At 68.2% G+C, this 26510-nt stretch carries 28 protein-coding genes and 1 pseudogene; 15 read left to right on the top strand and 14 right to left on the bottom strand.

Annotation, left to right across the window (positions count from 1 at the left end; translation table 11 throughout):
• Positions 1 to 26 precede the first annotated feature (26 nt).
• The 9 genes from RCP38_RS11555 to RCP38_RS11515 all read left to right on the top strand — a co-directional run bounded on the left by RCP38_RS11555 (position 27) and on the right by RCP38_RS11515 (position 10893).
• Positions 27 to 917: a DMT family transporter gene (locus RCP38_RS11555; RefSeq protein WP_308473102.1), complete on the top strand. Its 891-nt coding sequence runs from the start codon at positions 27 to 29 to the stop codon at positions 915 to 917.
• A gap of 55 nt (positions 918 to 972) precedes the next feature.
• Positions 973 to 1890, top strand: coding sequence for a DMT family transporter (locus tag RCP38_RS11550; RefSeq protein ID WP_308473101.1), 918 nt, complete (start codon positions 973 to 975; stop codon positions 1888 to 1890).
• 10 nt (positions 1891 to 1900) lie between these two features.
• Positions 1901 to 2569, top strand: coding sequence for a class III extradiol ring-cleavage dioxygenase family protein (locus RCP38_RS11545; protein WP_308473100.1), 669 nt, complete (start codon positions 1901 to 1903; stop codon positions 2567 to 2569).
• Positions 2566 to 3486, top strand: coding sequence for a tRNA (adenosine(37)-N6)-dimethylallyltransferase MiaA (miaA, locus tag RCP38_RS11540; RefSeq protein WP_308473099.1), 921 nt, complete (start codon positions 2566 to 2568; stop codon positions 3484 to 3486). The genes RCP38_RS11545 and miaA overlap by 4 nt, the downstream gene beginning before the upstream one ends.
• Before the next feature lie 4 nt (positions 3487 to 3490).
• Positions 3491 to 4357 (top strand): diaminopimelate epimerase, encoded by an 867-nt coding sequence (dapF, locus tag RCP38_RS11535; RefSeq protein ID WP_308473098.1) that lies wholly within the window; start codon positions 3491 to 3493, stop codon positions 4355 to 4357.
• Complete coding sequence (hflX, locus tag RCP38_RS11530) at positions 4354 to 5763, top strand: GTPase HflX (protein ID WP_308473097.1); 1410 nt, start codon at positions 4354 to 4356, stop codon at positions 5761 to 5763. The genes dapF and hflX overlap by 4 nt, the downstream gene beginning before the upstream one ends.
• Positions 5764 to 5979: 216 nt before the next feature.
• Complete coding sequence (locus RCP38_RS11525; RefSeq protein ID WP_308473096.1) at positions 5980 to 7344, top strand: DEAD/DEAH box helicase; 1365 nt, start codon at positions 5980 to 5982, stop codon at positions 7342 to 7344.
• Between the two features lie 87 nt (positions 7345 to 7431).
• Positions 7432 to 8592 (top strand): acyl-CoA dehydrogenase family protein, encoded by a 1161-nt coding sequence (locus RCP38_RS11520; RefSeq protein WP_308473095.1) that lies wholly within the window; start codon positions 7432 to 7434, stop codon positions 8590 to 8592.
• A 231-nt stretch (positions 8593 to 8823) separates the two neighbouring features.
• Entirely contained in the window at positions 8824 to 10893 is a 2070-nt protein-coding gene (locus RCP38_RS11515; RefSeq protein WP_416223205.1) for a sunset domain-containing protein, read from the top strand.
• On the opposite strand, the gene RCP38_RS11510 is transcribed toward RCP38_RS11515, so the two are convergent.
• The gene (locus tag RCP38_RS11510) at positions 10894 to 11346 is read right to left on the bottom strand and encodes a nuclear transport factor 2 family protein (protein WP_308473094.1); all 453 of its coding nucleotides are present in this window, start codon (positions 11344 to 11346) and stop codon (positions 10894 to 10896) included.
• 2 nt (positions 11347 to 11348) lie between these two features.
• Complete coding sequence (gene lexA / locus RCP38_RS11505; RefSeq protein ID WP_308473093.1) at positions 11349 to 12029, bottom strand: transcriptional repressor LexA; 681 nt, start codon at positions 12027 to 12029, stop codon at positions 11349 to 11351.
• A 212-nt stretch (positions 12030 to 12241) separates the two neighbouring features.
• Between lexA and RCP38_RS11500 the strand changes: the two genes are divergently transcribed.
• The 3 genes from RCP38_RS11500 (at position 12242) to RCP38_RS11490 (ending at position 13882) form a co-directional block, all read left to right on the top strand.
• The gene (locus RCP38_RS11500; protein ID WP_308473092.1) at positions 12242 to 12751 is read left to right on the top strand and encodes a LysM peptidoglycan-binding domain-containing protein; all 510 of its coding nucleotides are present in this window, start codon (positions 12242 to 12244) and stop codon (positions 12749 to 12751) included.
• Between the two features lie 143 nt (positions 12752 to 12894).
• The gene (gene nrdR, locus RCP38_RS11495; protein ID WP_308473091.1) at positions 12895 to 13359 is read left to right on the top strand and encodes a transcriptional regulator NrdR; all 465 of its coding nucleotides are present in this window, start codon (positions 12895 to 12897) and stop codon (positions 13357 to 13359) included.
• Positions 13360 to 13396: 37 nt separating this feature from the next.
• A complete protein-coding gene (locus RCP38_RS11490) occupies positions 13397 to 13882 on the top strand; it encodes a peroxynitrite isomerase (protein WP_308473090.1) in 486 nt (161 codons plus the stop codon).
• A gap of 16 nt (positions 13883 to 13898) precedes the next feature.
• On the opposite strand, the gene RCP38_RS11485 is transcribed toward RCP38_RS11490, so the two are convergent.
• Positions 13899 to 14873, bottom strand: coding sequence for a proteasome assembly chaperone family protein (locus RCP38_RS11485; protein WP_308477221.1), 975 nt, complete (start codon positions 14871 to 14873; stop codon positions 13899 to 13901).
• Positions 14874 to 15048: 175 nt separating this feature from the next.
• Positions 15049 to 16463 (bottom strand): annotated as a pseudogene (gene sthA, locus RCP38_RS11480) (Si-specific NAD(P)(+) transhydrogenase).
• A 140-nt stretch (positions 16464 to 16603) separates the two neighbouring features.
• Between sthA and RCP38_RS11475 the strand changes: the two are divergent.
• Positions 16604 to 17662, top strand: coding sequence for a DUF4192 domain-containing protein (locus tag RCP38_RS11475; protein ID WP_308473089.1), 1059 nt, complete (start codon positions 16604 to 16606; stop codon positions 17660 to 17662).
• Positions 17663 to 17674: 12 nt separating this feature from the next.
• Here the strand turns inward: RCP38_RS11475 and RCP38_RS11470 are convergent, their stop codons facing one another.
• The 3 genes from RCP38_RS11470 to RCP38_RS11460 form a co-directional block, all read right to left on the bottom strand.
• Positions 17675 to 18367 carry a metal-dependent transcriptional regulator gene (locus tag RCP38_RS11470; protein WP_308473088.1) on the bottom strand — a complete coding sequence of 231 codons (693 nt, stop codon included), beginning with the start codon at positions 18365 to 18367 and terminating at the stop codon, positions 17675 to 17677.
• A 145-nt stretch (positions 18368 to 18512) separates the two neighbouring features.
• Positions 18513 to 19478 carry a sigma-70 family RNA polymerase sigma factor gene (locus RCP38_RS11465; protein ID WP_308473087.1) on the bottom strand — a complete coding sequence of 322 codons (966 nt, stop codon included), beginning with the start codon at positions 19476 to 19478 and terminating at the stop codon, positions 18513 to 18515.
• A gap of 128 nt (positions 19479 to 19606) precedes the next feature.
• Positions 19607 to 20032 (bottom strand): DUF3099 domain-containing protein, encoded by a 426-nt coding sequence (locus RCP38_RS11460; protein WP_308473086.1) that lies wholly within the window; start codon positions 20030 to 20032, stop codon positions 19607 to 19609.
• A gap of 65 nt (positions 20033 to 20097) precedes the next feature.
• On the opposite strand from RCP38_RS11460, the gene RCP38_RS11455 reads away from it, so the two are divergent.
• Positions 20098 to 20337: a DUF3039 domain-containing protein gene (locus RCP38_RS11455; protein ID WP_308477219.1), complete on the top strand. Its 240-nt coding sequence runs from the start codon at positions 20098 to 20100 to the stop codon at positions 20335 to 20337.
• On the opposite strand, the gene RCP38_RS11450 is transcribed toward RCP38_RS11455, so the two are convergent.
• The gene (locus RCP38_RS11450; RefSeq protein ID WP_308473085.1) at positions 20324 to 21271 is read right to left on the bottom strand and encodes a YihY/virulence factor BrkB family protein; all 948 of its coding nucleotides are present in this window, start codon (positions 21269 to 21271) and stop codon (positions 20324 to 20326) included. The two genes, RCP38_RS11455 and RCP38_RS11450, sit on opposite strands and share 14 nt — an antisense overlap.
• 72 nt (positions 21272 to 21343) lie before the next feature.
• Positions 21344 to 21538 (bottom strand): DUF7455 domain-containing protein, encoded by a 195-nt coding sequence (locus RCP38_RS11445; protein ID WP_308473084.1) that lies wholly within the window; start codon positions 21536 to 21538, stop codon positions 21344 to 21346.
• A gap of 118 nt (positions 21539 to 21656) precedes the next feature.
• Here RCP38_RS11445 and RCP38_RS11440 point away from each other — a divergent pair, with 118 nt between their 5' ends.
• Positions 21657 to 22019 carry a DUF952 domain-containing protein gene (locus RCP38_RS11440; protein WP_308473083.1) on the top strand — a complete coding sequence of 121 codons (363 nt, stop codon included), beginning with the start codon at positions 21657 to 21659 and terminating at the stop codon, positions 22017 to 22019.
• Here the strand turns inward: RCP38_RS11440 and RCP38_RS11435 are convergent.
• From RCP38_RS11435 to cei, 5 genes are all read right to left on the bottom strand, one after another.
• Positions 21964 to 22251 carry a hypothetical protein gene (locus RCP38_RS11435; protein WP_308473082.1) on the bottom strand — a complete coding sequence of 96 codons (288 nt, stop codon included), beginning with the start codon at positions 22249 to 22251 and terminating at the stop codon, positions 21964 to 21966. The two genes, RCP38_RS11440 and RCP38_RS11435, sit on opposite strands and share 56 nt — an antisense overlap.
• Positions 22252 to 22289: 38 nt before the next feature.
• Entirely contained in the window at positions 22290 to 23366 is a 1077-nt protein-coding gene (locus RCP38_RS11430; RefSeq protein ID WP_308473081.1) for a methyltransferase, read from the bottom strand.
• A 15-nt stretch (positions 23367 to 23381) separates the two neighbouring features.
• Positions 23382 to 24827, bottom strand: a complete 1446-nt coding sequence (locus RCP38_RS11425) for an RNA polymerase sigma factor (protein WP_308473080.1) — start codon at positions 24825 to 24827, stop codon at positions 23382 to 23384.
• A 187-nt stretch (positions 24828 to 25014) separates the two neighbouring features.
• The gene (gene ppgK / locus RCP38_RS11420) at positions 25015 to 25821 is read right to left on the bottom strand and encodes a polyphosphate--glucose phosphotransferase (RefSeq protein WP_308473079.1); all 807 of its coding nucleotides are present in this window, start codon (positions 25819 to 25821) and stop codon (positions 25015 to 25017) included.
• Positions 25822 to 25845: 24 nt separating this feature from the next.
• Positions 25846 to 26496 carry an envelope integrity protein Cei gene (gene cei / locus RCP38_RS11415; RefSeq protein WP_308473078.1) on the bottom strand — a complete coding sequence of 217 codons (651 nt, stop codon included), beginning with the start codon at positions 26494 to 26496 and terminating at the stop codon, positions 25846 to 25848.
• Positions 26497 to 26510: the final 14 nt, after the last annotated feature.

The following is a 26510-nucleotide window of genomic DNA, read 5'->3' as shown; positions in this document are numbered from 1 at the left end:
ACGCGGAGTCATTAAGGAGACAGTCCGTGGCAAAAGAGACCATCGTCGTGTTGCTGGCACTCGGTGCGGCACTGTTCAGCGCGATCAGTGACGTCCTGCAGCAGCACAGTGCGCGTCGGGTCGGCGATCAGATCACCGGTCCCGCAGCGTTGTTCGCGACGTTGCTCACCGACCGGCAGTGGTGGGTGGGCAGTGTTGCCGGTGTCGTGGCGCTGGGCTTGCAGGCCGTGGCGTTGGGGCTGGGGTCGGTGCTGCTGGTGGAATCGTTGCTGGTGACGTCGTTGTTGTTCGCGCTGCCGCTGGGCGCCCGCCGGTCCGGTCACCGGCTGGGGCGTTCGGTCTGGGTGTGGTCGGCGGTGCTGGTCGCGGCCGAGACTCTCATCATCACCGTCGGTCATCCCACCGCGGGCCAGACCCGGGCGCCGCTGGATTCCTGGGGCACGGTGATCGCGATCCTGGCGCCGGTGATGCTGCTGTGTCTGATCGGGGCACGCGTCCTCGCCGGCCGAGCGGTGTCGGCGGTCCTGCTGGCCGCGGTGTCGGCCACCTGCTGGGGTGTCTTCGCGGTACTCACCAAAGGCGTCGTGGATCTGATCGGGCACGGGTGGTCGACGGCGTTGGCCGCCCCCGAACCGTATGCGTGGGTTGCCCTCGCCCTGGCCGGCGTGGTGTTCCAGCAGGCGTCGTTTCGGGCCGGCGCACTGACCGCCTCCCTGCCGACGATCACGGTGCTGGAACCGTTGGTGGCCGGGACGCTGGGAATCGTGCTGCTCGGCGAGGTGCTCGATCCCGGCCGGACGGGCGCGTTCACCCTGGTTCTTGCGGTGGGCACGCTGGTCGTCGCCGTCGTGGCGCTCTCCCGCGACCAGGCCGCGACGGTGACCGACACCGCCGTTGCTGCCGCTCCGGCGGTCTAGCCTCCCGGCGCTCACCCGGACTACGAGTATCGTTTTCCGTTTGAGGGAGGACGTCATGTCGACAGGGAATGTCCTAGCGGCGTTGCTCGCGTTGTGCGCTGCGCTGGCGTCCGCGATCGGCGATGTGATCCGCCAGCGGTCTGCGCAGGAGGTCACCGACAAACACGTGGGTCATCTGGAGCTGTTCTGGCTCTCGCTGCGCGACCCGCGATGGTGGGGTGGTGGCGCGGCAGCGGTCGCCAACTACGTACTGCAGGCCGTGGCGCTGGCGGTCGGCTCGGTGATGCTGGTGACCGGTCTGCAGGTGACCGCACTGCTGTTCGCGTTGCCGATCTATGCCTGGTTGACCCGGCGCCGGGTCAGCAACTGGGAGTGGATGTGGGCCATCCTGCTGGCCTCGGCGCTTGCGGTGGTCGTCATCGTGGGTGACCCGACCGAGGGCAAACAACACGCACCGGCCAGCACCTGGATCATCGTGTCGGTGGTGCTGGCGGCGGTGCTGATCGGTTGCGTACTGGCCGCCCGGATCTACAAGGGCCGTCCCGCCGCCGCGGTGCTGCTGGCGGTGGTGGCCGGCACGTCGCTGGCCGTGTTCGCGCTGCTGACCAAGGTGCTGGTGGAGGTGCTCAAGGCCGACGGCGTCGCGGCGGTGCTGCGGGCACCGGCGGTGGTGCCGTGGTTGGTGGCGACCCTGGCCGGGATGATCTTCCAGCAGTCGGCCTTCCGTGCCGGGGCATTGACCGCGTCGATGCCCACCATGATCGTGGCCAAACCGCTGGTCGCCAGCGCCCTGGGTGTGCTGCTGCTCAACGAGACCATTCAGGCCGGGGGAATCGAGGACCTCACGGTCATCGCCGGGGTGGTGCTGATCGTGATCGCCACGGCGGCGTTGGCCCGTGGGGAAGCCGCCACCATCGTCGCCGATACCGGCGCCGACCGGGCCGCGCCACTGCCGTCGCCGACCAACGGCTAATTTTGGTGCCGTGCTGGGACCGATAGCGATCATGCCGTCGGCGCCGGTGCTGGTGCCCGAACTGGCCGGCGCCGCCGTCGAGGCGGCCGAATTACGGGTCGCCGCACTGGAAGCCGCCACCTACCTGCCGAAGCGTTGGATCGCCTTCGGCGCCGGGCCAGATGCGGTGTACGGACCCGGCAGTGCGGGCAGTTTCGGTGGATTCGGCGCCGACGTCGCCGTGCAACTGTCGCCGGACGCCGCGGAATCGGTCGACCTACCGCTTCCGGCACTGGTCGCCGGGTGGGTGCGCGGGCAGATCTCGCCGGACGCCGAGGTGACGGTGCACTGTTGGGCGGATCCGGGCACCGCACTGGATGCCGGCCGGCGGGTGCGCGCCCGGATCGACGACGCCGCCGAACCCGTCGGGGTTCTGGTGCTGGCCGACGGCGCCAACACGCTGACCCCGACAGCGCCGGGCGGACATCACCCCGCCGACGTCGAGAGCCAGCGGGTACTCGACGAGGCACTGGCCGGCGGAGATGTCGGAGCCCTGACCGGACTGCCCGCACCGGTCATCGGCCGAGCGGCGTATGCGGCGCTGGCCGGACTGGCCGGCGCCGAACCGCGTGCGGTCACCGAGCTCTATCGCGCCGCCCCCTACGGCGTCGGCTACTTCGTGGGGGTCTGGCAGCAGTGAGGCCGATCGCGGTCGTCGGACCCACCGGCACCGGCAAATCCCAACTGGCACTGGATCTTGCGACGTGGTTCGGTGAATCCGGGAGACTGGCCGAAATCGTCAACGCCGATGCCATGCAGCTCTACCGCGGAATGGACATCGGGACGGCGAAACTGCCGCCGGATCAACGGTGCGGCATCCCGCATCACCAACTCGACGTGCTCGAGGTGACCCAGACCGCGACCGTGGCCCGCTATCAGCAGGCCGCGGCGGACGATGTCACCGCGATCATGGGCCGGGGTGCGGTGCCGATCATCGTCGGCGGCTCGATGCTCTACCTGCAGGCACTGCTCGACGACTGGTCGTTTCCGGCCACCGATCCGGTGGTGCGGGCCCGCTACGAGCAGCGGTTGGCCGAGGTCGGCGTGGCGGCCATGCATGCCGAACTCGCGGTGGCCGACCCCGCGGCCGCCGCGGCGATCCTGCCCACCGACGGCAGGCGCATCGTGCGGGCACTGGAGGTGGTGGAGTTGACGGGGCAGCCCTTCGCCGCGTCGGCACCGGCCATCGGTGCTCCCCGCTGGGATACCGTGATCCTCGGATTGGACTGTGACACAACCGTTCTCGATGAGCGCTTGGCCGCCCGAACCGACACCATGTTCGCCCAGGGGCTGGTGGCCGAGGTCCGGGAACTGTTGCGGTGCGGGTTGCGTGACGGGGTGACCGCCGCCCGGGCGCTGGGTTATGCCCAGGTGATCGCCGACCTGGACGCCGGCGGCGACGGGTCCGCGGCCCGGGAACCGACTTTCATCGGTACCCGCCGCTATGTGCGCCGGCAGCGTTCCTGGTTCCGCCGCGACCACCGCATCGTCTGGCTCGACGCCGCCTCGGACGGGTTGCTCGACGCGGCGCTGGCCGCGGTGCGACACGTATCCTGAGCGCATGCTTTTCGCCAAAGGCCACGGCACCCAGAACGACTTCGTGCTGTTGCCGGATCTGGACGCCGCGCTGCAGTTGGCCCCGGCCGCGGTGGCCGCGCTCTGCGACCGCCGCCGCGGGCTGGGCGCCGACGGTCTGCTGCGGGTCACCACCGCCGGTGCCGCGGCACGCGCCGGGGTATTCGAGCACCTTCCCGAAGGGGTGGCGGCCGGCGACTGGTTCATGGACTACCGCAACGCCGACGGTTCGGTGGCCGAGATGTGCGGCAACGGGGTTCGGGTGTTCGCCCACTACCTGCGGGCGGCCGGGCTGGAGACCCGCGATGAATTCGTGGTGGGCTCGCTGGCGGGGCCGCGGCCGGTGACCGTGCACCACACCGACGACGTGCACGCCGAGATCACCGTCGACATGGGCAAGGCCGCGGTGCTGGGCTCGGGCACCGCGATCGTCGGCGGCCGGGAGTTCTCCGGCCTCGGCGTCGACGTCGGCAACCCGCACCTGGCCTGCGTGGACGCCGCTTTGACCACCGCGGAACTGGCCGCCCTGGACGTCGGCGCACCGGTGTCGTTCGATCCCGCGCAGTTCCCGCACGGGGTGAACGTGGAGATCCTGACCGCACCCCGCGACGGCGCCGTGTCGATGCGGGTACACGAGCGCGGCGTGGGGGAGACCCGCTCCTGCGGCACCGGGACGGTGGCCGCGGCGGTGGCGGCGCTGGCGCACACCGGCGCCACCACCGGCACGCTGCGGGTCGACATCCCCGGCGGGCAGGTCAGCGTCACCGTCACCGACGCCACCAGCTACCTGCGCGGACCGTCGCAGCTGGTGGCCCGCGGCGAAATCGCGCCGCGGTGGTGGGCGGCGCAGTGAGCTATCCCGACTCCGGACCGGCGCCCAGCACCGGCGAGCTCAACCTCGACGACCGGGCGGCGCTGCGCCGGGTGGCCGGACTGTCCACCGAACTCGCCGACATCTCCGAGGTCGAATACCGCCAGCTGCGGCTGGAACGGGTGGTGCTGGTCGGGGTGTGGACCGAGGGCACCGCGGCAGAGGCCGACGCCAGCATGGTGGAGTTGGCCGCGCTGGCCGAAACCGCCGGCTCACAGGTGCTCGAAGGCCTGATCCAGCGCCGTGACCGGCCCGACCCGGCCACCTACATCGGGTCGGGCAAAGCCCAGGAACTGCGGGAGATGGTGCTGGCCACCGGTGCCGACACCGTCATCTGTGACGGTGAACTGTCCCCGGCGCAGCTCAACGCGCTGGAGAAGGCGGTCAAGGTCAAGGTGATCGACCGCACCGCGCTGATCCTCGACATCTTCGCCCAGCACGCCACCAGCGCCGAGGGTAAGGCGCAGGTGGCACTCGCGCAGATGCAGTACATGCTGCCGCGGTTGCGCGGCTGGGGCGAGTCGATGTCACGTCAGGCCGGTGGCCGGGCCGGCGGTGCCGGCGGCGGGGTCGGCACCCGGGGACCGGGTGAAACCAAGATCGAGACCGACCGCCGGCGGATCCGGGAACGGATGTCCAAGCTGCGCCGCGAGATCAAGGCCATGAAACAGGTCCGCGACACCCAGCGCAGCCGGCGTCGACACAGCGACATCCCGTCGGTGGCCATCGTCGGATACACCAACGCCGGAAAATCCAGCCTGCTCAATGCGCTGACCGGTGCCGGCGTACTGGTCCAGGATGCGTTGTTCGCCACACTGGAACCCACCACACGCCGTGGCCAATTCGACGACGAGCGGCCATTCGTGTTGACCGACACCGTGGGTTTCGTTCGGCATCTGCCCACTCAGTTGGTCGAGGCGTTTCGTTCCACCCTGGAGGAGGTCGCCGACGCCGACCTGCTCGTCCACGTGGTCGACGGTTCTGATCCGGCGCCGCTGGCGCAGATCGCCGCGGTGCGCGAGGTGATCGCGCAAGTCATCGCCGAGCATGACGCCCGGCCCGCACCGGAACTGTTGGTGGTCAACAAGATCGACGCCGCGGGGGACCTGACGATGGCTCAGCTGCGTCGTGCGTTGCCCGAGGCGGTGTTCGTTTCGGCGCATACCGGGGAGGGGATCGAGGCGTTGCGCCACCGGATGTCGCAGTTGGTGGCTCCGGTCGATGCCGCGGTGGACGTCGTCATCCCTTACAGCCGTGGCGATTTGCTGGCCCGGATTCACGAATTGGGTCGGGTGCAGCAGGCCGAGTACGGGGAGGGCGGCACCAGAGTCCGCGCCCGGGTGCCTGCGGCACTGGCCGCCAGCCTGCAGGAATTCGCTGCGCTTTAGGCGTTTGCCGTCCCGGTGCGATAGGCTGGCAGGCACGCGTCGTGGAACGCTTACTCACCGCCGTCACGGACTTCGATTCCGATTCAGCAGGCGTGTGAAGCTCTTCTCGCGGCGATCGCTATTGCCAACAGGCAATCTCGCCAACCCCTGTGTTGCAGACAGACCGGTGCCGCCATGGCGGCCACTGCAGCACAACCGATGCCGGAAAGGCATGTAATGACCACCGAATCCTTCGCCGAACTCGGCGTGCCCGCAGCGCTCGTCGCTGCACTGAACGACCGCGGCATCACCGCACCGTTCCCGATCCAGATCGCCACGCTGCCGGACAGTCTGGCCGGCCGCGACGTACTCGGCCGGGGCAAGACCGGCAGCGGCAAGACGCTGGCCTTCTCACTGCCGCTGGTCGCACGACTTGCCGGTGAGAAGCGTTACCGGGCCCGCCCGAGCGGACTGGTGCTGGCTCCCACCCGGGAACTGGCCACGCAGATCACCGCGACGCTGGAACCGTTGGCGGCGGCCAGCGGGCTGACGGTGACCACCATCTTCGGGGGAGTCTCGCAGAACCGTCAGGTCAGCGCGCTCAACGCCGGGGTGGACATCGTGGTGGCCTGCCCGGGGCGCCTGGAAGACCTGATGAAGCAGAAGCTGATCACGCTGGACGCGGTGCGCGTCACCGTGCTCGACGAGGCCGACCACATGGCCGACCTGGGTTTCCTGCCCGGCGTCACGCGGATTCTGGCCGCGACTTCGGAAACCGGTCAGCGCCTGCTGTTCTCGGCGACCTTGGACAACGGCGTGGACAAGTTGGTCCGGCGGTTCCTGCGGAATCCGGTGTCGCACTCCGTCGACGAGATCGACGCACCGCCGCCCGCGATGACCCACCACGTGTTCCACGTGTCTGGTCTGCAGGACAAGAAGGAACTGGTGCAGCTTCTCGCGTCGGGAACCGGACGACGAATCCTGTTCCTGCGCACCAAACATCAAGCCCGAAAGCTGGCCCGGCAGTTGACCGAATCCGGTGTGCCCTCGGTCGATCTGCACGGCAACCTGTCGCAGCCCGCCCGCGAGCGCAATCTTGCGGCGTTCACGACCGGTGACGTGCGGGTACTGGTCGCCACCGATATCGCCGCCCGCGGTGTCCACGTCGACGAGGTCGAACTGGTGGTGCATGTGGACCCGCCCGCCGAACACAAGGCGTATCTGCACCGGTCCGGGCGTACCGCACGGGCCGGCAGCGCCGGTGACGTCGTCACCGTGGTGCTGCCCGAACAGCGGCGCGAGACCCAGATGCTGCTGCGGCGTGCCGGGATCACCGTCGCCCCGCAACAGGTCGGTGCAGACTCGGAACCGGTGCGCGATCTGGTGGGGGAGGTCGCGCCGTTGCGCGCGCCCGCGCCGGTGGCACCGAAGACCGCACCGCCGGCCCGTGCCCGGACCGCGGACAACGCCTCCGGCCGCCCGGGCCGTCCGCGACGTCGTCGTGGCGGTGGTAGCGGCGGTGGCGCCCCGCAGCAGGGCGGGCAGACCGATGCCCGACGCCGGCAGCGCAGCGGGTCCGCGGGGCGGCGCCAGGCGGGGTAGCGGCCGGCCGACGGCAACCACCGCTTCGCCCAACCATCCGGTTGGTCTATTCTCGTCGGAAAGTTCCCCTCGACCGGAGGTCAGGCAATGAGCGCCGCAGTCAAATACCAGCGAACCCTGTTCGAACCCGAGCACGAACTGTTCCGGGAGTCCTACCGGGCCTTCCTGGAGCGGCACGTCGCGCCGCACCACGACCAGTGGGAGAAGGACAAGATCGTCGACCGCTCGGTCTGGCTCGAGGCGGGCAAGCAGGGCTTCCTGGGCATGGCGGTGCCGGAGGAGTACGGCGGCGGCGGCAACCCCGACTTCCGCTACAACACGATCATCACCGAGGAGACCACCGCCGGTCGCTACAGCGGGCTCGGCTTCGGGCTGCACAACGACGTATGTGCGCCCTACCTGCTGGAACTGTGCAACGAGGAGCAGCGGAAGCGCTGGCTGCCGAAGTTCTGCACCGGTGAGCTGATCACCGCGATCGCGATGACCGAGCCCGGCACCGGCAGTGACCTGCAGGGCATCAAGACCCGCGCGGTCAAGCAGGGCGACCACTACGTGCTGAACGGGTCCAAGACGTTCATCACCAACGGCATCAACTCCGACCTGGTGATCGTCGTCGCCCAGACCGACCCGGAGAAGGGCGCCCAGGGCTTCAGCCTGCTGGTCGTGGAGCGCGGCATGGCGGGCTTCGAACGCGGCCGGCACCTCGACAAGATCGGCCTGGACGCCCAGGACACCGCCGAGCTGTCCTTCACCGACGTGCACGTCCCGGTGGAGAACCTGCTCGGCGAGGAGGGCATGGGCTTCATCTACCTCATGCAGAACCTGCCGCAGGAGCGCATCTCGATCGCGATCATGGCCGCCGCGGCCATGGAGGCCTCGCTGGAGCAGACCATCCAGTACACCAAGGAGCGCAAGGCGTTCGGCAAGCCGATCGGCAGCTTCCAGAACAGCCGGTTCGTGCTGGCCGAGCTGGCCACCGAGGCCACCGCGGTGCGGATCATGGTCGACGAGTTCGTCCGACTGCACCTGGACAAGAAACTGACCGCCGAGCAGGCCGCGATGGCCAAGTGGTACACCACCGAGAAGCAGGTGCACCTGATCGACCGCTGCCTGCAGCTGCACGGCGGTTACGGATTCATGCGGGAATACCCCATCGCGCGGGCCTACCTGGACTCGCGGGTGCAGACGATCTACGGCGGCACCACCGAAATCATGAAAGAGATCATCGGGCGCAGCCTCGGCGTGTAGCAGCGGGACTCCGACGCAACAGCGGAGTGTGTAGCAGGGCATCTTAGGGGGTGCGACCAGCGTATTTGGTCGCACCCCTTGCTCTGTTCGGGGGCGTGGATTCGGCATCATTTCGGCATCGGGTAGGTATCTGTTTTCGCAATACCCATGACATGGCTTCGAAATTCAGGCCGATTGCGGGAAAGTCTTAGCCGGAAATATTTGCGTCGATATTGATGCCTGGGAGGGCTGGTGACTAGTCGGAAAGATCGGTTCGACAAGACGGCGGTGCGCATGGCGCTCGGCCTCGCGGCGACGGTCACCGTGCTCTTGTCGGTGCAGACGGCCGCGGCGACACCCGACGGCGATGCCCATGACGCGATCACCGCGGCATGGCAGTCCGCCGGCGGTGACGGTTCTCCGCTGGGAGCGCCCAGAGGTGAGGTGCACCCCGCCGGAATCGGCTTCGCGCAGGACTTCGCCGGTGGCACCATCTACTTCACCCCGGAAACCGGCGCCAAGACCCTCTACGGCGCGATCCTGGACAAGTACGAGTCGCTGGGCGGCGCGGCGAGCGCCGGCCTGGGCTTCCCCAGCAGTGACGAGGTACCGGGCCTGGTGCCCGACAGCCGGGTGGCGATCCTGTCCGGCGCCGACAATCCGGTGATCTTCTGGACACCCGAGCACGGCGCACACGTGGTGCGCGGACCGATCAACGCGGCCTGGGACAAACTGGGCAGCTCCACCGGAGCACTCGGGGTCCCGGTCGACGACGAGAGCTACGAGGGCGCTGTCGTCACCCAGAAGTTCAGCAACGGCGTGCTGTCCTTCGACAGCGCGACGAAGACGTTCACCGCGGTACCCCCGGAATTGGCGGCGCAACTCGCCGACCTCGCCGCCCAGCCCGACCCGGCGGCGGCCATCGACCAGGCCTGGCGTGCCGCCGGCGGGCCGTCCGGGCAGCTGGGCGCCAAGCAGGGCGATGAGTACGCGATCGGCGAAGACGGCGCGGGCCAGGACTTCGCCGGCGGCAAGGTGTACTTCAGCGCCGCGACCGGTGCCGGCGTCGTCGACGGTGAAGTCTTGGACAAGTACGAGTCGCTGGGCGGCCCGGACGGCAGCGATCTGGGATACCCGATCACCAGCACCGCCGACGGCGCCTTGAGCGGCAGCAGGTTCAGCGCGTTCTCCGCCGATGACGAACCGGTGATCTTCTTCAGCCCCGACAACGGCGCCTTCGTGGTCCGCGGTGCGCTCAAGGCCGCCTGGGACAAGCTCGACGGCGCCACCGGCAAGCTCGGTGCACCGGTCGGTGACCAGAGCCTCGAGGGGGATGTGACCTCGCAGAAGTTCACCGGCGGGACGATCTCCTGGAACCAGGCCACCCGTACCTTCAGCAGCGAGCCGGCCGACCTGGCGAAAGGTCTGTCCGGGCTGCAGATTCCCGGGATGACGCTGCCCGACGGCAGCTCGACCACCGCGACCGGCGCGGGCGACGAGACGCGCTGGAATTGGATGTGGGTGTTGATTCCGGTCGCCGTGCTCGCGGTGCTCGGCGTGTTCGCCGGTGCGGCCATGTGGTGGCAGCGGCGGCGGGCGGTTGTGGTGCCCGAGAGCACTCCGGTGGCCGCGCCGCGGCCGCCGACGGCGCCGCTGCCGACCACCGATGACTACGACTACGACGACGATGACGAGCGGTGGGCGCACCACGACGCACGCGGGGACTACCAGGACTCGCGTGAGGACTACCGCGAGTCGCGTGAGGACTACCGCGACGAGACGCGGGAGAACGAGGGCATGGTCCGGTTGCCGAGCCGCTACGGCACCTCGACCTACGCGCCCGAGCCCGAACTGCCGTCGGCTCCCGACGCGCCGTGGCTGCACTACGGCGACCACGAGGCCGAGGCCGAGGCCGAGGCCGAACTCGACGATGACGACGACACCGACACGGCGCCGACGCGGGTGGTGGCCGAAGAGGACTTCGGCACCGGTCGTCATGCCGTGGGCCACGCGAGCGCGCCGAGCGAATCGCCGGCCTTCGGGGGTGGCGAATCGTATCCCTACGGGTCTGCCGCGGAACCCCGCGGGTTCGGCGGTGCTGCCGAGCCGCGCGCGTTCGGTACCGAGGAGTCGGTCCATCCGGTGATGCACCTGCCGCTCGACGACCCCTACCAGCAGCCCGCGGGTTATCCGATCAAGGCGAACATCGGCTCGGGGCTGTACTACACCCCGCAGAACGCACTGTATGAGGACACCCTCGCCGAGATCTGGTTCGCCACCGAGGACGCCGCGCGGCTCAACGGTTTCACCAGAGCGAACTGATCACTGCAGCGGCAGCGGAAGGTTGTGATCGCGCCGGGGCCGAGGACCGAAGATCCGCCGCTGCTCGGCGGTGATCGCGATGTCGTCGATGCTGGACTCGCGGCGGCTCATCCGGCCGTCTGATGCGAACTCCCACAGTTCGTTTCCGTAACTGCGCCACCACTGGCCGTGCGCGTCGCGGCATTCGTACTGATAGCGCACCGCGATCCGGTTGTCCTGGTAGCACCACAGTTCCTTGCGCAGGGCGTAGTCGAGTTCAGCGGCCCACTTGCGGCTCAGGAACGCCTCGATCTCGGCGCGCCCGGTGATGAACTCATCCCGGTTACGCCACACCGAATCCTCGGTGTAGACCGACGCAACACGGGCCGGATCCCTTGTGTTCCAGGCATCTTCAGCGGCTTGCACCTTGCGTCGCGCCGATTCCTCGTCGAAGGGCGGGCAGGGCGCGAACATGGTCAGATCTTGCGGATGACGGTGACGACCTTGCCCAGAACCACCGCGTCGTTGCCGGGAATCGGGTCGAACACCGGATTGTGCGGCATCAACCACACCTGGCCGCCGGTGCGTTTGAAGGTCTTCACGGTGGCCTCGCCGTCGATCATGGCGGCCACGATGTCGCCGTTGTCGGCGACGTTCTGCTGGCGCACCACCACCCAGTCGCCGTCACAGATGGCCGCGTCCACCATCGACTCGCCCACGACTTTGAGCAGGAACAGCTCGCCTTCGCCCACCAGCTCGCGGGGGAGCGGGAAGACGTCCTCGACGGCCTCTTCGGCCAGGATCGGCCCGCCCGCGGCGATTCGGCCGAGGACCGGGACGAAGGTGGGCTCCGGCAGGGAGTCCGAGCCGGCGAAGTCGGTGCGCTGTGCCGTCTCTGCGACGGTCGTGTCGTCATGGCCGCGGACGTCCACGGCACGCGGCCGGTTGGGGTCGCGGCGCAGATAGCCCTTGCGCTCCAGGGTCCGCAGCTGATGGGCGACCGACGAGGTCGAGGTCAGTCCGACGGCATCACCGATCTCGCGGATGCTCGGCGGGTAGCCCCGCTCGTTCACCGACGCGCGGATGACGTTCAGGATGGTGCGCTGCCGGGCGGTCAGCGCGGAGTCCGGGCCCGCAGAGTTGCTGCTGTCACTCATAGCGGCGAATCTAGTCGCACGACCGAGAAATATCAAACATGTGTTCGAGACGTGTCGTGCGGGCGTTCGAACGCGGCGGGGTGATGTCGGGGGTGTTCGCTAACGTTTTCGATAACGATTCGATCAGGTGTTCGACATCGAACGTCTGATCGATTAATCTTCGAACAGTCGAGCGAAAAGGGTCGCCGACGCCGAGTGAGGGAGAACCGCGCATGATGCTCATCGACACGATTGCCCCGGGCTTCGAATCTTCCGAATCGTTCGAGGCCGAGCCGATCCTGGTCCATCGCGGTCGCATCACCTCCGGTCGGGCGCAGCCGGTGCGCACCCGTGCGGCGCGGCCGGTCCGGTCGCGGCCGGCGGTCGCACCACTGCAGTACCGCGGAACCGGGGTGCTGATGTCGCGGACACCGCACCGGCCGCAGTCGGTCCGGGCCATCACCCCGGGAACCACCGTCGTGCTGGCCCTGGTCGCCGCGGCGATCACGGTATGGCTCGGGATGATCGTGCAGTTCGGTGCGCCGGTGGCCGCCGGTGACTCCGCGGTGCCGGACCGGCTGGGCGTCGTACGGGTGCACAACGGGGAGAGCCTGCAGCACTTGGCCACCCGGGTGGCGCCGGACGCGCCGACGGGTCAGGTCGTCGAGCGCATCCGGGAGCTCAATGCTCTGGATTCGGTGGTCCTGGTCGCCGGACAGACGCTGATCGCCCCGTTGGGCTGAGATCGGTGTCGACGCTTCGGGGGCTTGCGGGCACTGCGGGGTACGACTGTCGAGCCGCGCAGGTACGCTCGCAGTTGTCCCAATTGCCCCGGGTTCCCCAGCTGTCGGGGGAGCCGGGTTCCCCGTACGGCGAAGGAGCGGTGATGCACTGCCCGTTTTGTCGCCATCCAGACTCCCGAGTGGTGGACTCCCGCGAGACCGACGAAGGCCAATCGATCCGGCGGCGTCGTTCCTGCCCGGAATGCGGCCGGCGGTTCTCCACCGTGGAAACCGCGGTGCTGGCCGTGGTCAAGCGCAGCGGCGTCACCGAACCGTTCAGTCGCGAGAAAGTGGTCAGTGGAGTCCGTCGGGCCTGCCAGGGTCGCCAGGTCGACGACGATGCACTGAACCTGTTGGCCCAGCAGGTCGAAGACGCGGTTCGTGCGGCGGGCTCGCCCGAGATTCCCAGCCACGAGGTGGGCCTGGCGATACTGGGCCCGCTGCGTGAACTCGACGAGGTGGCCTATCTGCGGTTCGCGTCGGTGTACCGTTCGTTCTCCTCGGCGGCCGACTTCGAACGGGAGATCGAGGCCCTGCGCGAACATCGCGAAGCACCGTCCGCCGGTTGAGCCGTGCCGGCCTGCGACGCGCATTAGGCTGGCGTTCATGGCACCCGAGTTGCATCCCAATCTTGCCGAGTTGGCATCGCTGCTGGGGACCTGGTCGGGTCGGGGGCGCGGGGTGTATCCCACCATCGATTCGTTCGACTACCTCGAAGAAGTGGTGTTCTCCCACGTCGGCAAGCCGTTTCTGATCTACGGACAGAAAACGAAGTCGGTCGCAGACGGGCTGCCCCTGCACGCCGAGACCGGATACCTACGGGTGCCCGAGCCCGGCCGGATCGAATGGATTCTGGCGCACCCGAGCGGGATCAGTGAGATCGAGGTCGGCAGCTACACGCGAACCGAGCACGGTATCGACCTGGAGATGTCGGCATCGACCATCGGGCTGGCCCCCAGCGCCAAAGAGGTCAGCGTACTGAGCCGTCACTACCGCCTGACCGGCGACGAACTGTCCTACACCCTGGACATGGGTGCGGTCGGCCAACCGGCGCAGAACCACCTGGCGGCGGCGCTGCGCCGGACCGGCTGAGACCCCGCGGCGGCGCTCAGTCGTCGTCGCGGTTCTTCTTCGCCTCCTGGGCCAGGAATCGCTCGAATTCGGCACCGAGTTCGTCGGCGCTGGGCAGTTCCTCGTCGCGCGCCAGCAACGAGCGGTTCTGCTGGGCGTCGAGGAACGCGTCGTACTGGCGTTCCAGTGTCGCCACGACCTGCGCGACTTCGGCACTGGCCGCCACCTGCTCGTCGATTTTGGCGCGAATCTCGGCGGCCGCGGAGTGCAGTTCGTCCAGCGGCAGGTCCAATGCGCCGGTCACCGCGGCCTGTTTGAGCAGCGCCGCCGCCGCTTCCGGATAGTCGGTCTGGGCCACGTAGTGCGGCACGTGCACGGTGAAGCCGGCCACCTCGTGGCCGTGCTGGGCCATCCGGTACTCCAACAGGTTCGAGGCGCTACCGGGGACCTGCACCTCGGTGATCCACGGGGTGAAGTCGCTGATCAAGTCCCGGTTGTTGGAGTGCGCGGTCAAGGTCACCGGCCGGGTGTGCGGAACCGCCATCGGAATGGTGCCCAATCCGATCGTGCGGCGCACGCCGAGTTGCTCGGCCAGCAGACGCACCGCGGTGATGAAGCGTTCCCACTTCAGGTCGGGCTCCATGCCCGCCAACAGCAGAAACGGTGTACCCGCGCTGTCGCGCAGGGCGTGCAGGCTTAGCTCCGGCTCCTGGTAGTGGGTGAAGTGATCCGTTTTGAACGTCATCACGGGCCGCCGGGAGCGGTAGTCGAGCAGATCGTCGATCGCGAAGGACGCCACCAGTTCGCTGTCCAGGGCGGTCTTGAGGTGACGGGCAGCCAACCGGATGGCGTGGCCGGCATCGGAGAAGCCCTCCAGGGCGTGGATCAGGACCGGCCCCTCGCCGTCGGCGGACATCAGCTGCGGCGCCGGAAACTCCAGCTCGTACATGCCGCTCTGCTGAGCCTGGTACTGCCGGTCCCGGTCGGGACCATGGTCCGGGTAATCGGCCATCGCCTTCGCCTCCTCGTCGTGCGGATCCACGGCACGGATCGCATTATCTAGTGTCCCTCACCGGGGGCAGGCACCGAAAACGGTGCGCGCATGTGTTCGACAACGTACGGGGTCGCCCCGGGCATTCCGCGGCGGGGATGTGTTCGCTCAGCGATGAAAGCGCCCGGCCGCGACGTCAACTGCGGAACTGCTGCAAGGCACGCATCTTGTTCATCACATCCAGGGCGGCGTTCTTGTAGGCCTCGGAGAACGTCGGATAGTTGAACACCGCGTCGACGAGGTATTCCACCGTGCCGCCGCAGCCCATGACGGCCTGGCCGATATGCACCAGTTCGGTCGCATTGGTGCCGAAGATGTGGACGCCGAGCAGCGCCAGGTCCGTCGTCGACACCAACAGCTTGAGCATTCCGTAGGAGTCGCCGGCGATCTGCCCGCGGGCCAACTCCCGATACCTGGCCACCCCCACCTCGTAGGGAATCGCCTTGCGGGTCAGTTCCGATTCGGTCGCGCCGACGTAGGAGACCTCGGGGATCGAATAGATCCCGATCGGTTGCAGGGCGGTGATCCCGTCGGTCGGCTCGCCGAACGCGTGGTAGGGGCGAGCCGGCCCTGCTCCATCGAGGTGGCGGCCAGCGCCGGGAATCCGATCACATCACCGACGGCGTAGATGTGGTCCACCGACGTCCGGAACATTCCGTCGACGACGATGCGACCCCGTTCGTCGGTCTGCAGCCCGGCATTGGCCAGTTCGAGGTGGGCGGTGTGTCCTTGGCGGCCGGCCGAGTACATCACCGTCTCCGCCGGAATCTGCTTGCCGCTGGCCAGCGTGGTGACCGTGCCGTTCGGGCTCACGTCGACGGCGGTCACCTCCTCGCCGAACCGGAAGGTCACCGCCAGATCCCGCAGGTGGAATCGCAGGGCCTCGACCACCTCCGGGTCACAGAACTCCAGCATCGATTCGCGCTTCTCGACCACGGTGACCCGCGTTCCCAAGGCGGCGAACATCGACGCGTACTCGATACCGATGACGCCCGCGCCGACCACCACCATCGACGACGGGATGAACTTCAGGTCGAGAATTCCGTCGGAGTCCAGCACCCGTTCCTCGTCGAAGGTGACCCCGGACGGTCGGACGGGTTTGGTCCCGGTGGCGATCACGATGTGATCGCCGGTGATCGTGGTCGTCTCGGTTCGGCTGTGGCCGTCGATGACGATCGTGTGCGGGTCCGCGAATCGGCCGTGACCGAGCAGGAGATCGATGCGGTTGCGCATCAACTGGTTGCGCACCACCTCGGTCTCCTTGCCGATCACATATTGGGTGCGTGCCAGCAGGTCGGCGGGGGTGATCTTGTCCTTGACCCGGTAGCTGGCGCCGTAGAGATCACGCTGATTCATCCCGGTCAGGTACAGCACCGCTTCACGCAGGGTCTTGGACGGAATGGTCCCGGTGTTGACACAGACCCCGCCGATCATCCGGCCGCGCTCGACGACCGCGACGGACTTTCCGAGCTTCGCCGACGCGATGGCCGCCTTCTGCCCGCCCGGACCGGAACCGATGACGATGATGTCGTACTCCCGCTTCGCATCCATGACACTGACAATTACGCGACTTCGCCCTGTCGTGCACGGCGATCGCGATCTGTTCACAGTTGACGGTTCATCCACAGAGACGTGGCCGGCGGCGCTCGGTGGTGCCCCCGATGACGGGGGTGGTCGTCACCGTTGCGGACATGACGACAAAACAAACGGAATTCACACTCAACCGTCCCGGTGCGCTGATCGCCGCACTGCCGGCCATCCTCGGATTCGTCCCGGAGAAGTCCCTGATCCTGGTCTCGGTCGACGGTGGCGAACTGGGCTCGGTACTGCGGGTCGACCTCACCGAGGAACTCGCCGACAACGTCGGCCGGCTCGCCGAGGTCGCGGCGGCGGCCGCCCCCGCCGGTGCGATCGCGGTGATCGTCGACGGGCAGGGCGCGCGCTGCCCGGTCTGCAACGATGAGCACCGCCGGTTGGTCGACGACCTGACCGAAAGCCTGTCCGATCACGACATCGTGCTGCTCGCCGCACACGTGGTGGACCGGGTCGCCCGCGGCGGCCGGTGGCACTGCCCCGACGGCTGTGGTGCCGGCGGCCCGGTCGACGATCCCGACGCATCGCCGCTGGCCGCGGCCGCGGTCTTAGAAGGGCGGCGGCTCTACGCCCGGCGCAGTGATCTGCAGGCGGTGATCACGCCCGACAGCCCGGGGCGCTGCAGTGCGGTGGCCGAGGCGATCGACGACTGCGCGGCCGACCGTGCCGCGGCGGGGGAGGACGGGTCGCGGGAGCGGGCTCGCCGCGACGTCGAACAGGCGCTGGACGTCATCGTGGCGGTGGCCGACGGCCGTCCACCGACCGACGTGGAGGTGGCACGGATCGGCTGCGCACTCACCGACGTCCGGGTTCGGGATATCTTGTGCGCGTTGGCGATCAGTGATTCGGCCGCCGACTCGGAGCGCCTGTGGTCGGTGGCGGCGCGGGCTCTGCCGCAGCCGTGGCGGGCCGAGGCACTGGTTCTGCTGGCGTTCAGCGCCTACGCGCGCGGTGACGGGCCGTTGGCCGGGGTGTCGCTGGAGGCTGCGCTGCGGGCCGTGCCGGAGCATCGGATGGCCGGCCTGCTCGATACCGCGCTGCAGTCCGGGTTGCGACCGGAGCGGGTCCGCGGACTGGCCGAGACCGGCTATCGGTTGGCGCAACAGCTCGGGGTGCGGCTACCGGAACGCTGCGGGCTCGGTCGGCGGGCCGGCTGATGCGGTGCCGTGTCAGACCTTCTGCACCTTCACGGCGTGCGCCATCTCGAACGGCAGGCTCACGTCGGTGTGCCCGGGCATCACGATGGTCACGCCGTCGTCTCCGTCGGACTGCACGGTGACCCGCGCATCGGGCACCACACCGGCCTCCTTCAGCCGGGTGATCAGCTCGATGTCGCCTTGGACGTGTTCGGTGAGCTGGCGCACCACCACCGCCACCGGGGACCCGGCCGGCAACTCCGTCAGCCGCACGAGATCGGAGTCCCCGGATCCCGAGCCCGCGCCGATCCCCAGGTCGAGCAGGCCCGGAATGGGGTTGCCGAACGGCGAGGTGGTCGGGTTGTCGAGCACCTGGACCAGGCGACGCTCGACGTCCTCGCTCATCACGTGTTCCCACCGGCAGGCCTCGGCGTGCACCTCTTCCAGCGGCAGCCCGATGACATCGACCAGCAGCCGCTCGGCCAGCCGGTGTTTACGCATCACCGAGACCGCCAGGTTGCGGCCCTTCTCGGTGAGTTCGAGATGACGATCACCGGCCACCTTCAGCAGGCCGTCGCGTTCCATCCGGGACACCGTCTGGCTCACGGTCGGACCACTTTGTTCCAGTCGCTCGGCTATCCGAGCACGCAGCGGGGTGACACCCTCTTCCTCCAGGTCGTAGATCGTCCTGAGGTACATCTCGGTGGTATCAACCAACTCATTCATTCCGCGCCTTCCGTCGCAGCCGAGTCTACTTCGACGGCAAAATGCGCGGTCAGCGTCCGACACCCTGCATCGGGGCGATCAGACGCGTCCGGCGGGCCACCACGGACAGTGGCGGCCCGCCGGAGCGGTTTTCGTGAGTGTCTGGTCAGCTGGCGTAGGAACGCAACCGGTCCGCACGCTCACCGTGGCGCAGCTTGGTCATCACCTCGCGCTCGATCTGACGGACCCGCTCGCGGGACAGCCCGAACAGCTTGCCGATCTGGTCCAGCGTGCGGGGCTGCCCGTCGTCCAGGCCGAAGCGCAGCCGGATCACCTGGTGTTCGCGCTCATCGAGAGTCGCCAGCACACTGCGGATGTCGGTGTGCAACAGCTCGGCGATCACCGCGTTCTCGGCGGACATCGCCTCGGAGTCCTCGATGAAATCGCCCAGCGGCGCCTCCTCGTCCGAGCCGACCGGCATGTCGAGGCTGACCGGATCGCGGCTGTGCTCGAGCAGATCGTTGATCTTCTCCGCGGGGATACCCGACTCGGCGGCGAGTTCCTCGTCGGTGGCCTCGCGACCGAGCTGCTGGTGCATCTCCCGCTTGATCCGGGCCAGTTTGTTCACCTGCTCGACCAGATGCACCGGGAGCCGGATGGTGCGGCTCTGGTCGGCCATCCCACGGGTGATGGCCTGGCGGATCCACCAGGTCGCATAGGTGGAGAACTTGAAACCCTTTGCGTAGTCGAACTTCTCCATCGCGCGGATCAATCCGAGGTTGCCCTCCTGGATGAGGTCCAACAGCGGCATCCCCCGACCGGTGTAGCGCTTGGCCAGCGAAACCACCAGGCGCAGGTTGGCTTCCAGCAGATGGCGGCGGGCGGCCTCACCATCTCGCACCACCGCGGCCAGATCGCGTTTGCGCTTCTCACCGAAGCGCTTGCGGGTGTCGAGCAGGTGCTGGGCGTACAGGCCCGCCTCGATCCGCTTGGCCAACTCCACCTCGTCGGCGGCGTTGAGCAATGCGGTCTTGCCGATACCGTTGAGGTACACCCGCACCAGATCGGCGGCTGGGCTTTGAGTGTCCAGATCGCCGTCGATCCGACTGATGGTGGCATCTGCCTTTGCCATTACGGCCTCCCGTTGATCGGCTTCAGCTGTCACTCGTGACAACGAGCGACACGGGTGCAGAGTTCCCGGCCGATCTCATTTCCACACCACTTGACGTGCAGAAATACGCCGATGACCTTGAGAATGTGCTAAGAACTCCCGGCTGGGGAGGTGTCGTCGCCGTCGGCATCGTCCGTCGGCGGCACTTCGGGCTGTTCCAGCGCGCGGGGGGAACCGGTGGGGAACAACGGAATGCGGGTGGGTGCCCCCGCGTACCGCCGGGGCTCCTCGGCTTTGCGGGGCGGCCGGTCGTTGGCGATCAGCACCGCCATCCACGGCAGCGGTATCGACGCGACCAGGATCAGCAGGGAGATCAGACCGTTGTGCCACTGCCCGTAGGCGAGGGCGGCCAGGATCAGCGCCGGCACCCGGAACGACATCAGGGTCAGGTATTTGCGCACCCGATCGCGGTGCTGCTGTTCATAAGAGGGGGCGGCAGCGGTGATCAGGACCGGCCGACCATCGTCGTCGAAACCCAGCTCGGGGCCGTGCTTCATCACTCCACTGTCCCACACCGGCGATTCCGTGGCACGAGGGGTTTTGGATCATCCCCGGTTCTGGGCACAATGGGCGCATGGGCATACAGACCGACACCCTTGAGCGCACCGATTCCGAGGAACGCGTCGACGACGGGACCGACGGCGATACCCCGAAATACTTCCACTACGTCAAAAAGGACAAGATCGCCGAGAGCGCGGTCATGGGCACCCACGTGGTCGCCCTGTGCGGTGAGGTCTTCCCGGTGACCAAGTCGGCGAAGCCGGGGTCTCCGGTGTGCCCGGACTGCAAGCGGATCTACGAGACCCTCAAGAAGGCCTGACCGGGTCGGCGTCACCGCCGTTGCGGGCGGCCCGTGACACCACCCAGGTCCGCAACTGATGCAGGTGGGTGGCCTGCGCCGGCCACTCCTCCTGAACGGCGGCGTTCAACTCGGCGCCCAGCATGATCGCGAAGCCGAGCAGGAACGCGAACAGCAGGAAGGCGATCGGCGTCGCCAGTGCCCCGTAGGTGTAGCCGGTGCTGGTGATGTAGCTCAGGTAGACCCGCAATCCCAGGGTGGCCACGACGAACACCATGGTGGCCAGCAGTGCGCCGAGGATCAGTCGGTGCGACGGCAGCGGCCTGGGCAGCGAAACCCGGTACAGCACCGTGACCGTGACCATCAGACCCAACACCAGCGCCGGGTAATAGCCGAACCGCAGCATGTGGGTCCACCCGTCGGGTAACCGCTCGGCCACCGCGTGCGGGCCCAGTGCCGCCAGCGGCGCGGTGGCGACGGCGATCATCAGCATCACCACATACAGGCCCAGTGCGAAGAAACGTTGCCGCACCGGATGGCGTAGCGGCGTCTGATCGTGCGCCTCGACGACCGAGTCGACGAACGCCGAGATGGCCGAGGAACCGGCCCACAACGAGATCACGAAACCGAGTGAGACGACCTCACCGCGGGCGTTGGCCACGATGTCGCGCACGGTCGGCTCGATGATCTCGACGACCACGTTCTGGGAGAAGAAGCTGCTGGCCATGCCGATCAGCCGGTCTTGGATGGTGACCAACGTGTCCGGCCCGAACAGCGGTGCCACATACGACAGGCTGCCCAGCATCCCCAGCAGCAGCGGCGGCAATGACAGCACCGACCAGAATCCGGCCTGCGCGGACTCGGCGAAAATCGAGTCGTCCCAGCTTTTCACGAGGGTGCGGCGTGCGACACGCAGCAGGTGATGGCGGGAAGGCATGCGGCTCTGGTCAGTCATGGCCAGCCCAGCATTCCTGACAACTACTCCTGGTACACAATCGGCGCGCACCGTGGTGCGCGCCGATCCGGGTTAGGCGTCGGTCGAGGCGCTGACCTGAATCACCGCGGCGAGCTCGATCAGCTTGGCCTCGTGCTCGTTGGCGTGGTGCTGGCAGAACAGCAGCTCGGCTCCGGAGGGCAGCGTGGCGCGTACCCGGGCGGCGGCTCCGCACCGGTCACACCGATCAGCCCGGGTCAGTTCGGGACTGGTCAGAGTCGCGTTCATGGGCTCCTCCGTTCTCGCGGTTGTCATCAAGTGTGTCAGACGCTCGGGCGTTCGGCGTTGTTCCCCGCTTCGGCTGTGTCGTGTCTCACCCCTGCCGGCCCTGCGGCAGGATCGGGGGATGACACCGATGAGCAAGATCTTCGTGCACCTGTGCGGCAGTGCCGACTGGGCGGACGCGCAGGTGTCCGGGGCGCTGATTCCGGAGTCGCTGGAGCGGGTGGGATTCGTGCACCTGTCGACCCCGCAGCAGGTGCATCTGCCCGCCAACCGGTTGTATCGCGGACGCATGGATCTGGTGTTGTTGCAGGTGGACCCGGCTAAGGTGGCCGCGCCGGTGCGTTGGGAGCCGGGGGTACCCGAAGATCCCGCGTCGATGCTGTTCCCCCATCTGTACGGGCCGTTGCCCGTCGCGGCGGTGACCGGCGTCAGCCCCTATCGGCCGGGCCCGGACGGCGTGTTCCCGGCGCTCGATCCAGGCTGATCGGGGTGGTCGGCTTGGCCGCCGACGCCCGGGTCAGTTCGCTACGGGCGAACGTGGTCTGGGCCTTGTTGACCAGGACGGCCGGCACGCGGGGCCACGCGGCGGCGACGGCATTGATGGCGTCGAGCACCGCGGGATTCAGATCGGCCTCGGCCGGTGCCGGATAGCCGTGGGTCATCGCGCGTTTGAGCAACGCGGCGAAGGTCTGGGGCGACGCGTTATCCGTCGGCATGCCCGGCGATCCTACTCCGTACCGGCGGGCCCGGTGTTTCAGACGGGACGGGCCTCGATGATCGAGATCGGGCCGGCCGTCGGAATCACCCGCCGCAGCCGGAATCCCGCCGCCGACAGCAGTTCGGCGTACTCGCGTCGGGTGCGTTCCCGCCCGCCCGCGCTGGTCAGCATCTCCAGGTCCAGCAGCAGGCCCAGATGCGGGGGAGCGCCCTCGGGCAACACCATCTCCAACAGCAGCAACCTGCCGTCCGCGGTGATGGCGCTGCGGACATTGCGCAGAATCGCCACCGACTGCTCGTCGTCCCAGTCGTGGATGACGGTCTTGAGCAGATAGATGTCGCCGCCGGCGGGGACCGACTCGAAGAAGGACCCGCCGGACAGCTCGGTCCGGACGCCGACTCCGGCCGCGGCCAGGGTGGCATCCGCGCCGGCCACCACGGCAGGCAGATCGAACAGCACCCCGCGGGCCTCCGGTGCCCGGCGCAGCACGGCCGCCAGCAGCGCGCCGTGGCCGCCGCCCACATCGACGATCTTCTTGGCGCCGCTGAAATCGTATGCCGGAACGGCGCTTTCGATGGCGACCGCCGATGCGCCGGTCATCGCGTCGTTGAACACCTGTGCCAGTTCGGGGTTGGTGCCCAGATAGTCGAAGAACGGCATGCCGCGCACCTTGTCCGCGGCCGTCCGGCCGGTCCGTACCGAGTGCTCCAGGTCGGACCAGTGTTCCCGGTGTGCCGGGTCTCCGATGAACGCGATCATCGCCGCCACGCCGGCGGTGTCGCCGGAGAGCAGCGCGCGGCCGGTGCGGGTCAGCGCGAACCGGCCGTCGCGGCGCAGCTTGAGCACGGACTGGGCGGCCAATGCGCGCATCAGGCGGTAGGTGGCGCCCGGGTGGGTGCCGAGGCGCTGGGCGACGTCTTCGGCGCCGCGCGGGCCGTCCCGCAGTTGATCGGGAATTCCCAGGCGCACCGCTACCGCCAGGGCCTGGGCCAACCAGGCGCCGAACCCGAGTTCCAAGACGGCGACCGGTGCCGGGACCGTCGCCAGGCGCAGCCGTTGCAGGCCGCCGCGCATCGCATCGACGGCTCTCAGCAGGGCCGCGGGTGGCGCCATCGTCGTCCGCGCCGACTAGTCGAGGTAGTCCCGCAGAACCTGAGACCGGCTGGGATGCCGCAACTTCGACATCGTCTTCGACTCGATCTGGCGGATACGTTCGCGGGTGACCCCGTAGACCTGCCCGATCTCATCGAGGGTGCGGGGCTGACCGTCGGTCAGGCCGAACCGCAGCCGCACCACGCCGGCTTCCCGCTCCGAGAGCGTCTCGAGCACCGACTGCAACTGATCCTGCAGCAGGGTGAACGAGACCGCGTCGACCGCGACGACGGCCTCGCTGTCCTCGATGAAGTCACCGAGCTGGGAGTCGCCCTCGTCACCGATGGTCTGGTCCAGCGAGATCGGCTCCCGGGCGTACTGCTGGATCTCGAGCACCTTCTCCGGGGTGATGTCCATCTCCCGGGCCAGCTCTTCGGGGGTGGGCTCGCGGCCCAGATCCTGCAGCAGCTCGCGCTGGATACGGCCGAGCTTGTTGATCACCTCGACCATGTGCACCGGAATACGGATGGTGCGGGCCTGGTCGGCCATGGCGCGGGTGATGGCCTGACGGATCCACCAGGTGGCGTAGGTGGAGAACTTGTAGCCCTTGGTGTAGTCGAACTTCTCCACCGCACGGATCAGGCCGAGGTTGCCCTCCTGGATCAGGTCCAGGAACGCCATGCCGCGGCCGGTGTAGCGCTTGGCCAGTGACACCACCAGTCGCAGGTTGGCTTCCAGTAGATGGTTCTTGGCGCGGTCGCCGTCACGGCAGATCCAGGCCATGTCGCGGCGATAGGCGACGGCCAGCTTCTCGCCCTTCTCGGAGTGCTCCGCCATCTTCTGGGTGGCGAACAACCCCGCCTCGATCCGCTTGGCCAGCTCGACTTCCTCTTCGGCGTTGAGCAGCGCCACCTTGCCGATCTGCTTGAGGTAGGCCCGCACCGAGTCTGCCGACGCGGTCAGCTCGGCGTCCTTGCGGGCCTGGCGTAGCGCCTCGGATTCCTCTTCGTCCCAGACGAAGTCACCCGAAGCCTTGTCCTTCTCGCTGGGCTCGGCGATCTCCTCGTCGTCGGCGTCGTCGGCCGACTCGGTGGCCGAGCCCGACGCGGGTTCCGCGGTGTCCGAGTCGTCGTCGAGTTCTTCGATGCTCAGGTCGGCGGGGTCGATGTCGTCGTCACCGGGTTCGGCGTCCAACTCGAGATCGGTCTCGAGTTCGTCGGGCGACACATCGGCATCGGTCTTCTTGGCGGCCGCCTTGGTGGCCTTGGTGGCCTTCTTCGCCGGCCCGCGGGTGGTCGACTTGGCGGCCTTCTTGGCGGGGGCCGTCTTCGTAGCCTTGGCGGCGGTTCGCTTGGCGGGGGCCTTGGCTGCGGCTTTGGCCGGTGCCTTGGCGGGCGCCTTCGCGGCGGCTTTGGCCGGTGCCTTGGTGGCGGTGCCCTTCTTGGGCTCCTCAGTCGCCGGCTGTGCCTTGCTCGCTGCCACGTCCACCCCTCTGGTCGGAACTACGTTCGGCTCGCAGCGTCGTGCGCGACCGAAAATGTCGGGTATGTCGAATGTCGGCTCTATTTCAGTTGGGTGATCAACTGGGATAGTCGCCGCTATCGGTTAGGCGGCCGCCGTCGACCATTGTAACGACAGGTTGCGGCGGTAATCGTTCAGCGGGCAGATTTCAGCGGGTCACATCGGTGTCGGAGGCCATCGCCGCACCGACGATTCCGGCGGTGTTCTGCAACGTCGCCGCGACCACCGGGGTCCGGTTCTCCAACAGCGGCACCCACCGGTCGGCTTTCCGGCTGATGCCGCCGCCGACGATGATCAGGTCCGGGCAGAGCGCGTTTTCGACCGCGGTCAACACCATCGTGACCTGCTTGGCCCATTTCGCCATGGACCAGTTCTTGCGCTCCTTGACCGACGCCGCCGCCCGGTGCTCGGCCTCCTTGCCGCCCACTTCGATGTGCCCGAGTTCGGTGTTGGGCAGCAGTTTTCCGTTGTGGATCACCGCAGACCCGATGCCGGTCCCGAAGGTGAGCAACACCACCACCCCGGGGATGTCCTTGCCTGCGCCGAACCGTGCTTCGGCGAGTCCGGCGGCGTCGGCGTCGTTGAGGATGGTGACCGGCTGGTCGCCGAGTGCGGAGGCGATCGCGTCGCGGGCGTTCATTCCGATCCAGGACTTGTCGACGTTGGCGGCGGTCTGAACGACACCGTCGACCACCACCCCCGGATAGGTGACGCCCAACGGGCCGGTCCAGCCGAAATCCCGGACCACGGCGGCCACGGTGCCGGCGACCAGGGCCGGCGTCGCGGGGTTGGGGGTGGGCAGTTTGAACCGCTCGCCGATCAGGGCCCCGGTGTCCAGATCGACGAGGCCGCCTTTGATGCCGGTGCCGCCGACGTCGACGCCGAATCCCCGCCGTTGCCGCCGGGCGCCGGCACTCGGGCGGTCCGGCTGCGGGGCGGGACTGGTCTCGGTCATCGGATCTCCTGGGCGGATGGGTCGTCAGCAGGTGCCGGAGTGGATCTTGGTCAACAACGCCTGGTCGGGCAGCCCGGTGGCGTCGGGGCGCAGACCGGCCAGCGCGGCTTCGATGTCGTCGCTGTGGGACAGGCTGACGAAGTCACTGCCGACCGCCAGATCCACCGAATCGTCGTCGCGGTCGTCGCGGAACAGTTCGGTGCACGGGGCGACCAACCACAGCGCCGCCGCAGCCGCCTGGCCGGCCGGGCCGAAGCGGATCTGTCCCTGGCAGTCCAGACGGTCGTCGGCATAGACCGGGTCGTTGGCGGCGGTGGGCTGGGCGAAACCGTCGTCGCGCAGTGCGTCGGCGATGTCGGCGGCCTGCCCCGCCCGGCCGCTGGCGTTCAGGACGCGGGCTTTGATGTCGGCCAGCTTGGCCGGCGTGGTGTTGATCATCGTGGTGCGGGGCACCGGAGTGCCCAGTCGCGGTTGGTCCGGTTCGGTGGGGGCCGGCGGGGCATTGCACGCCGCGACCTCATGCACGTCGGCCGGTCGGGTGAGTGCCACCGTCCATGCCACGGCGGTCAGCAGGACCAGCACGGCCAGGCCGTAGGCGGCCGGTCGGTTGTTGCGTCGACGGAACGGCCGACCCTGCTTGTCGAACTCGGTGCCGGAAGTGATTTGCGCGACCACGTACGCACTCTAGA

The organism is Mycolicibacter sp. MU0083, from assembly GCF_963378075.1.
GTDB lineage: Bacteria > Actinomycetota > Actinomycetes > Mycobacteriales > Mycobacteriaceae > Mycobacterium > Mycobacterium kokjensenii.
The sequence above is the reverse complement of the archived record's forward strand: the minus strand, read 5'-3'. Positions and strand labels throughout refer to the sequence as shown.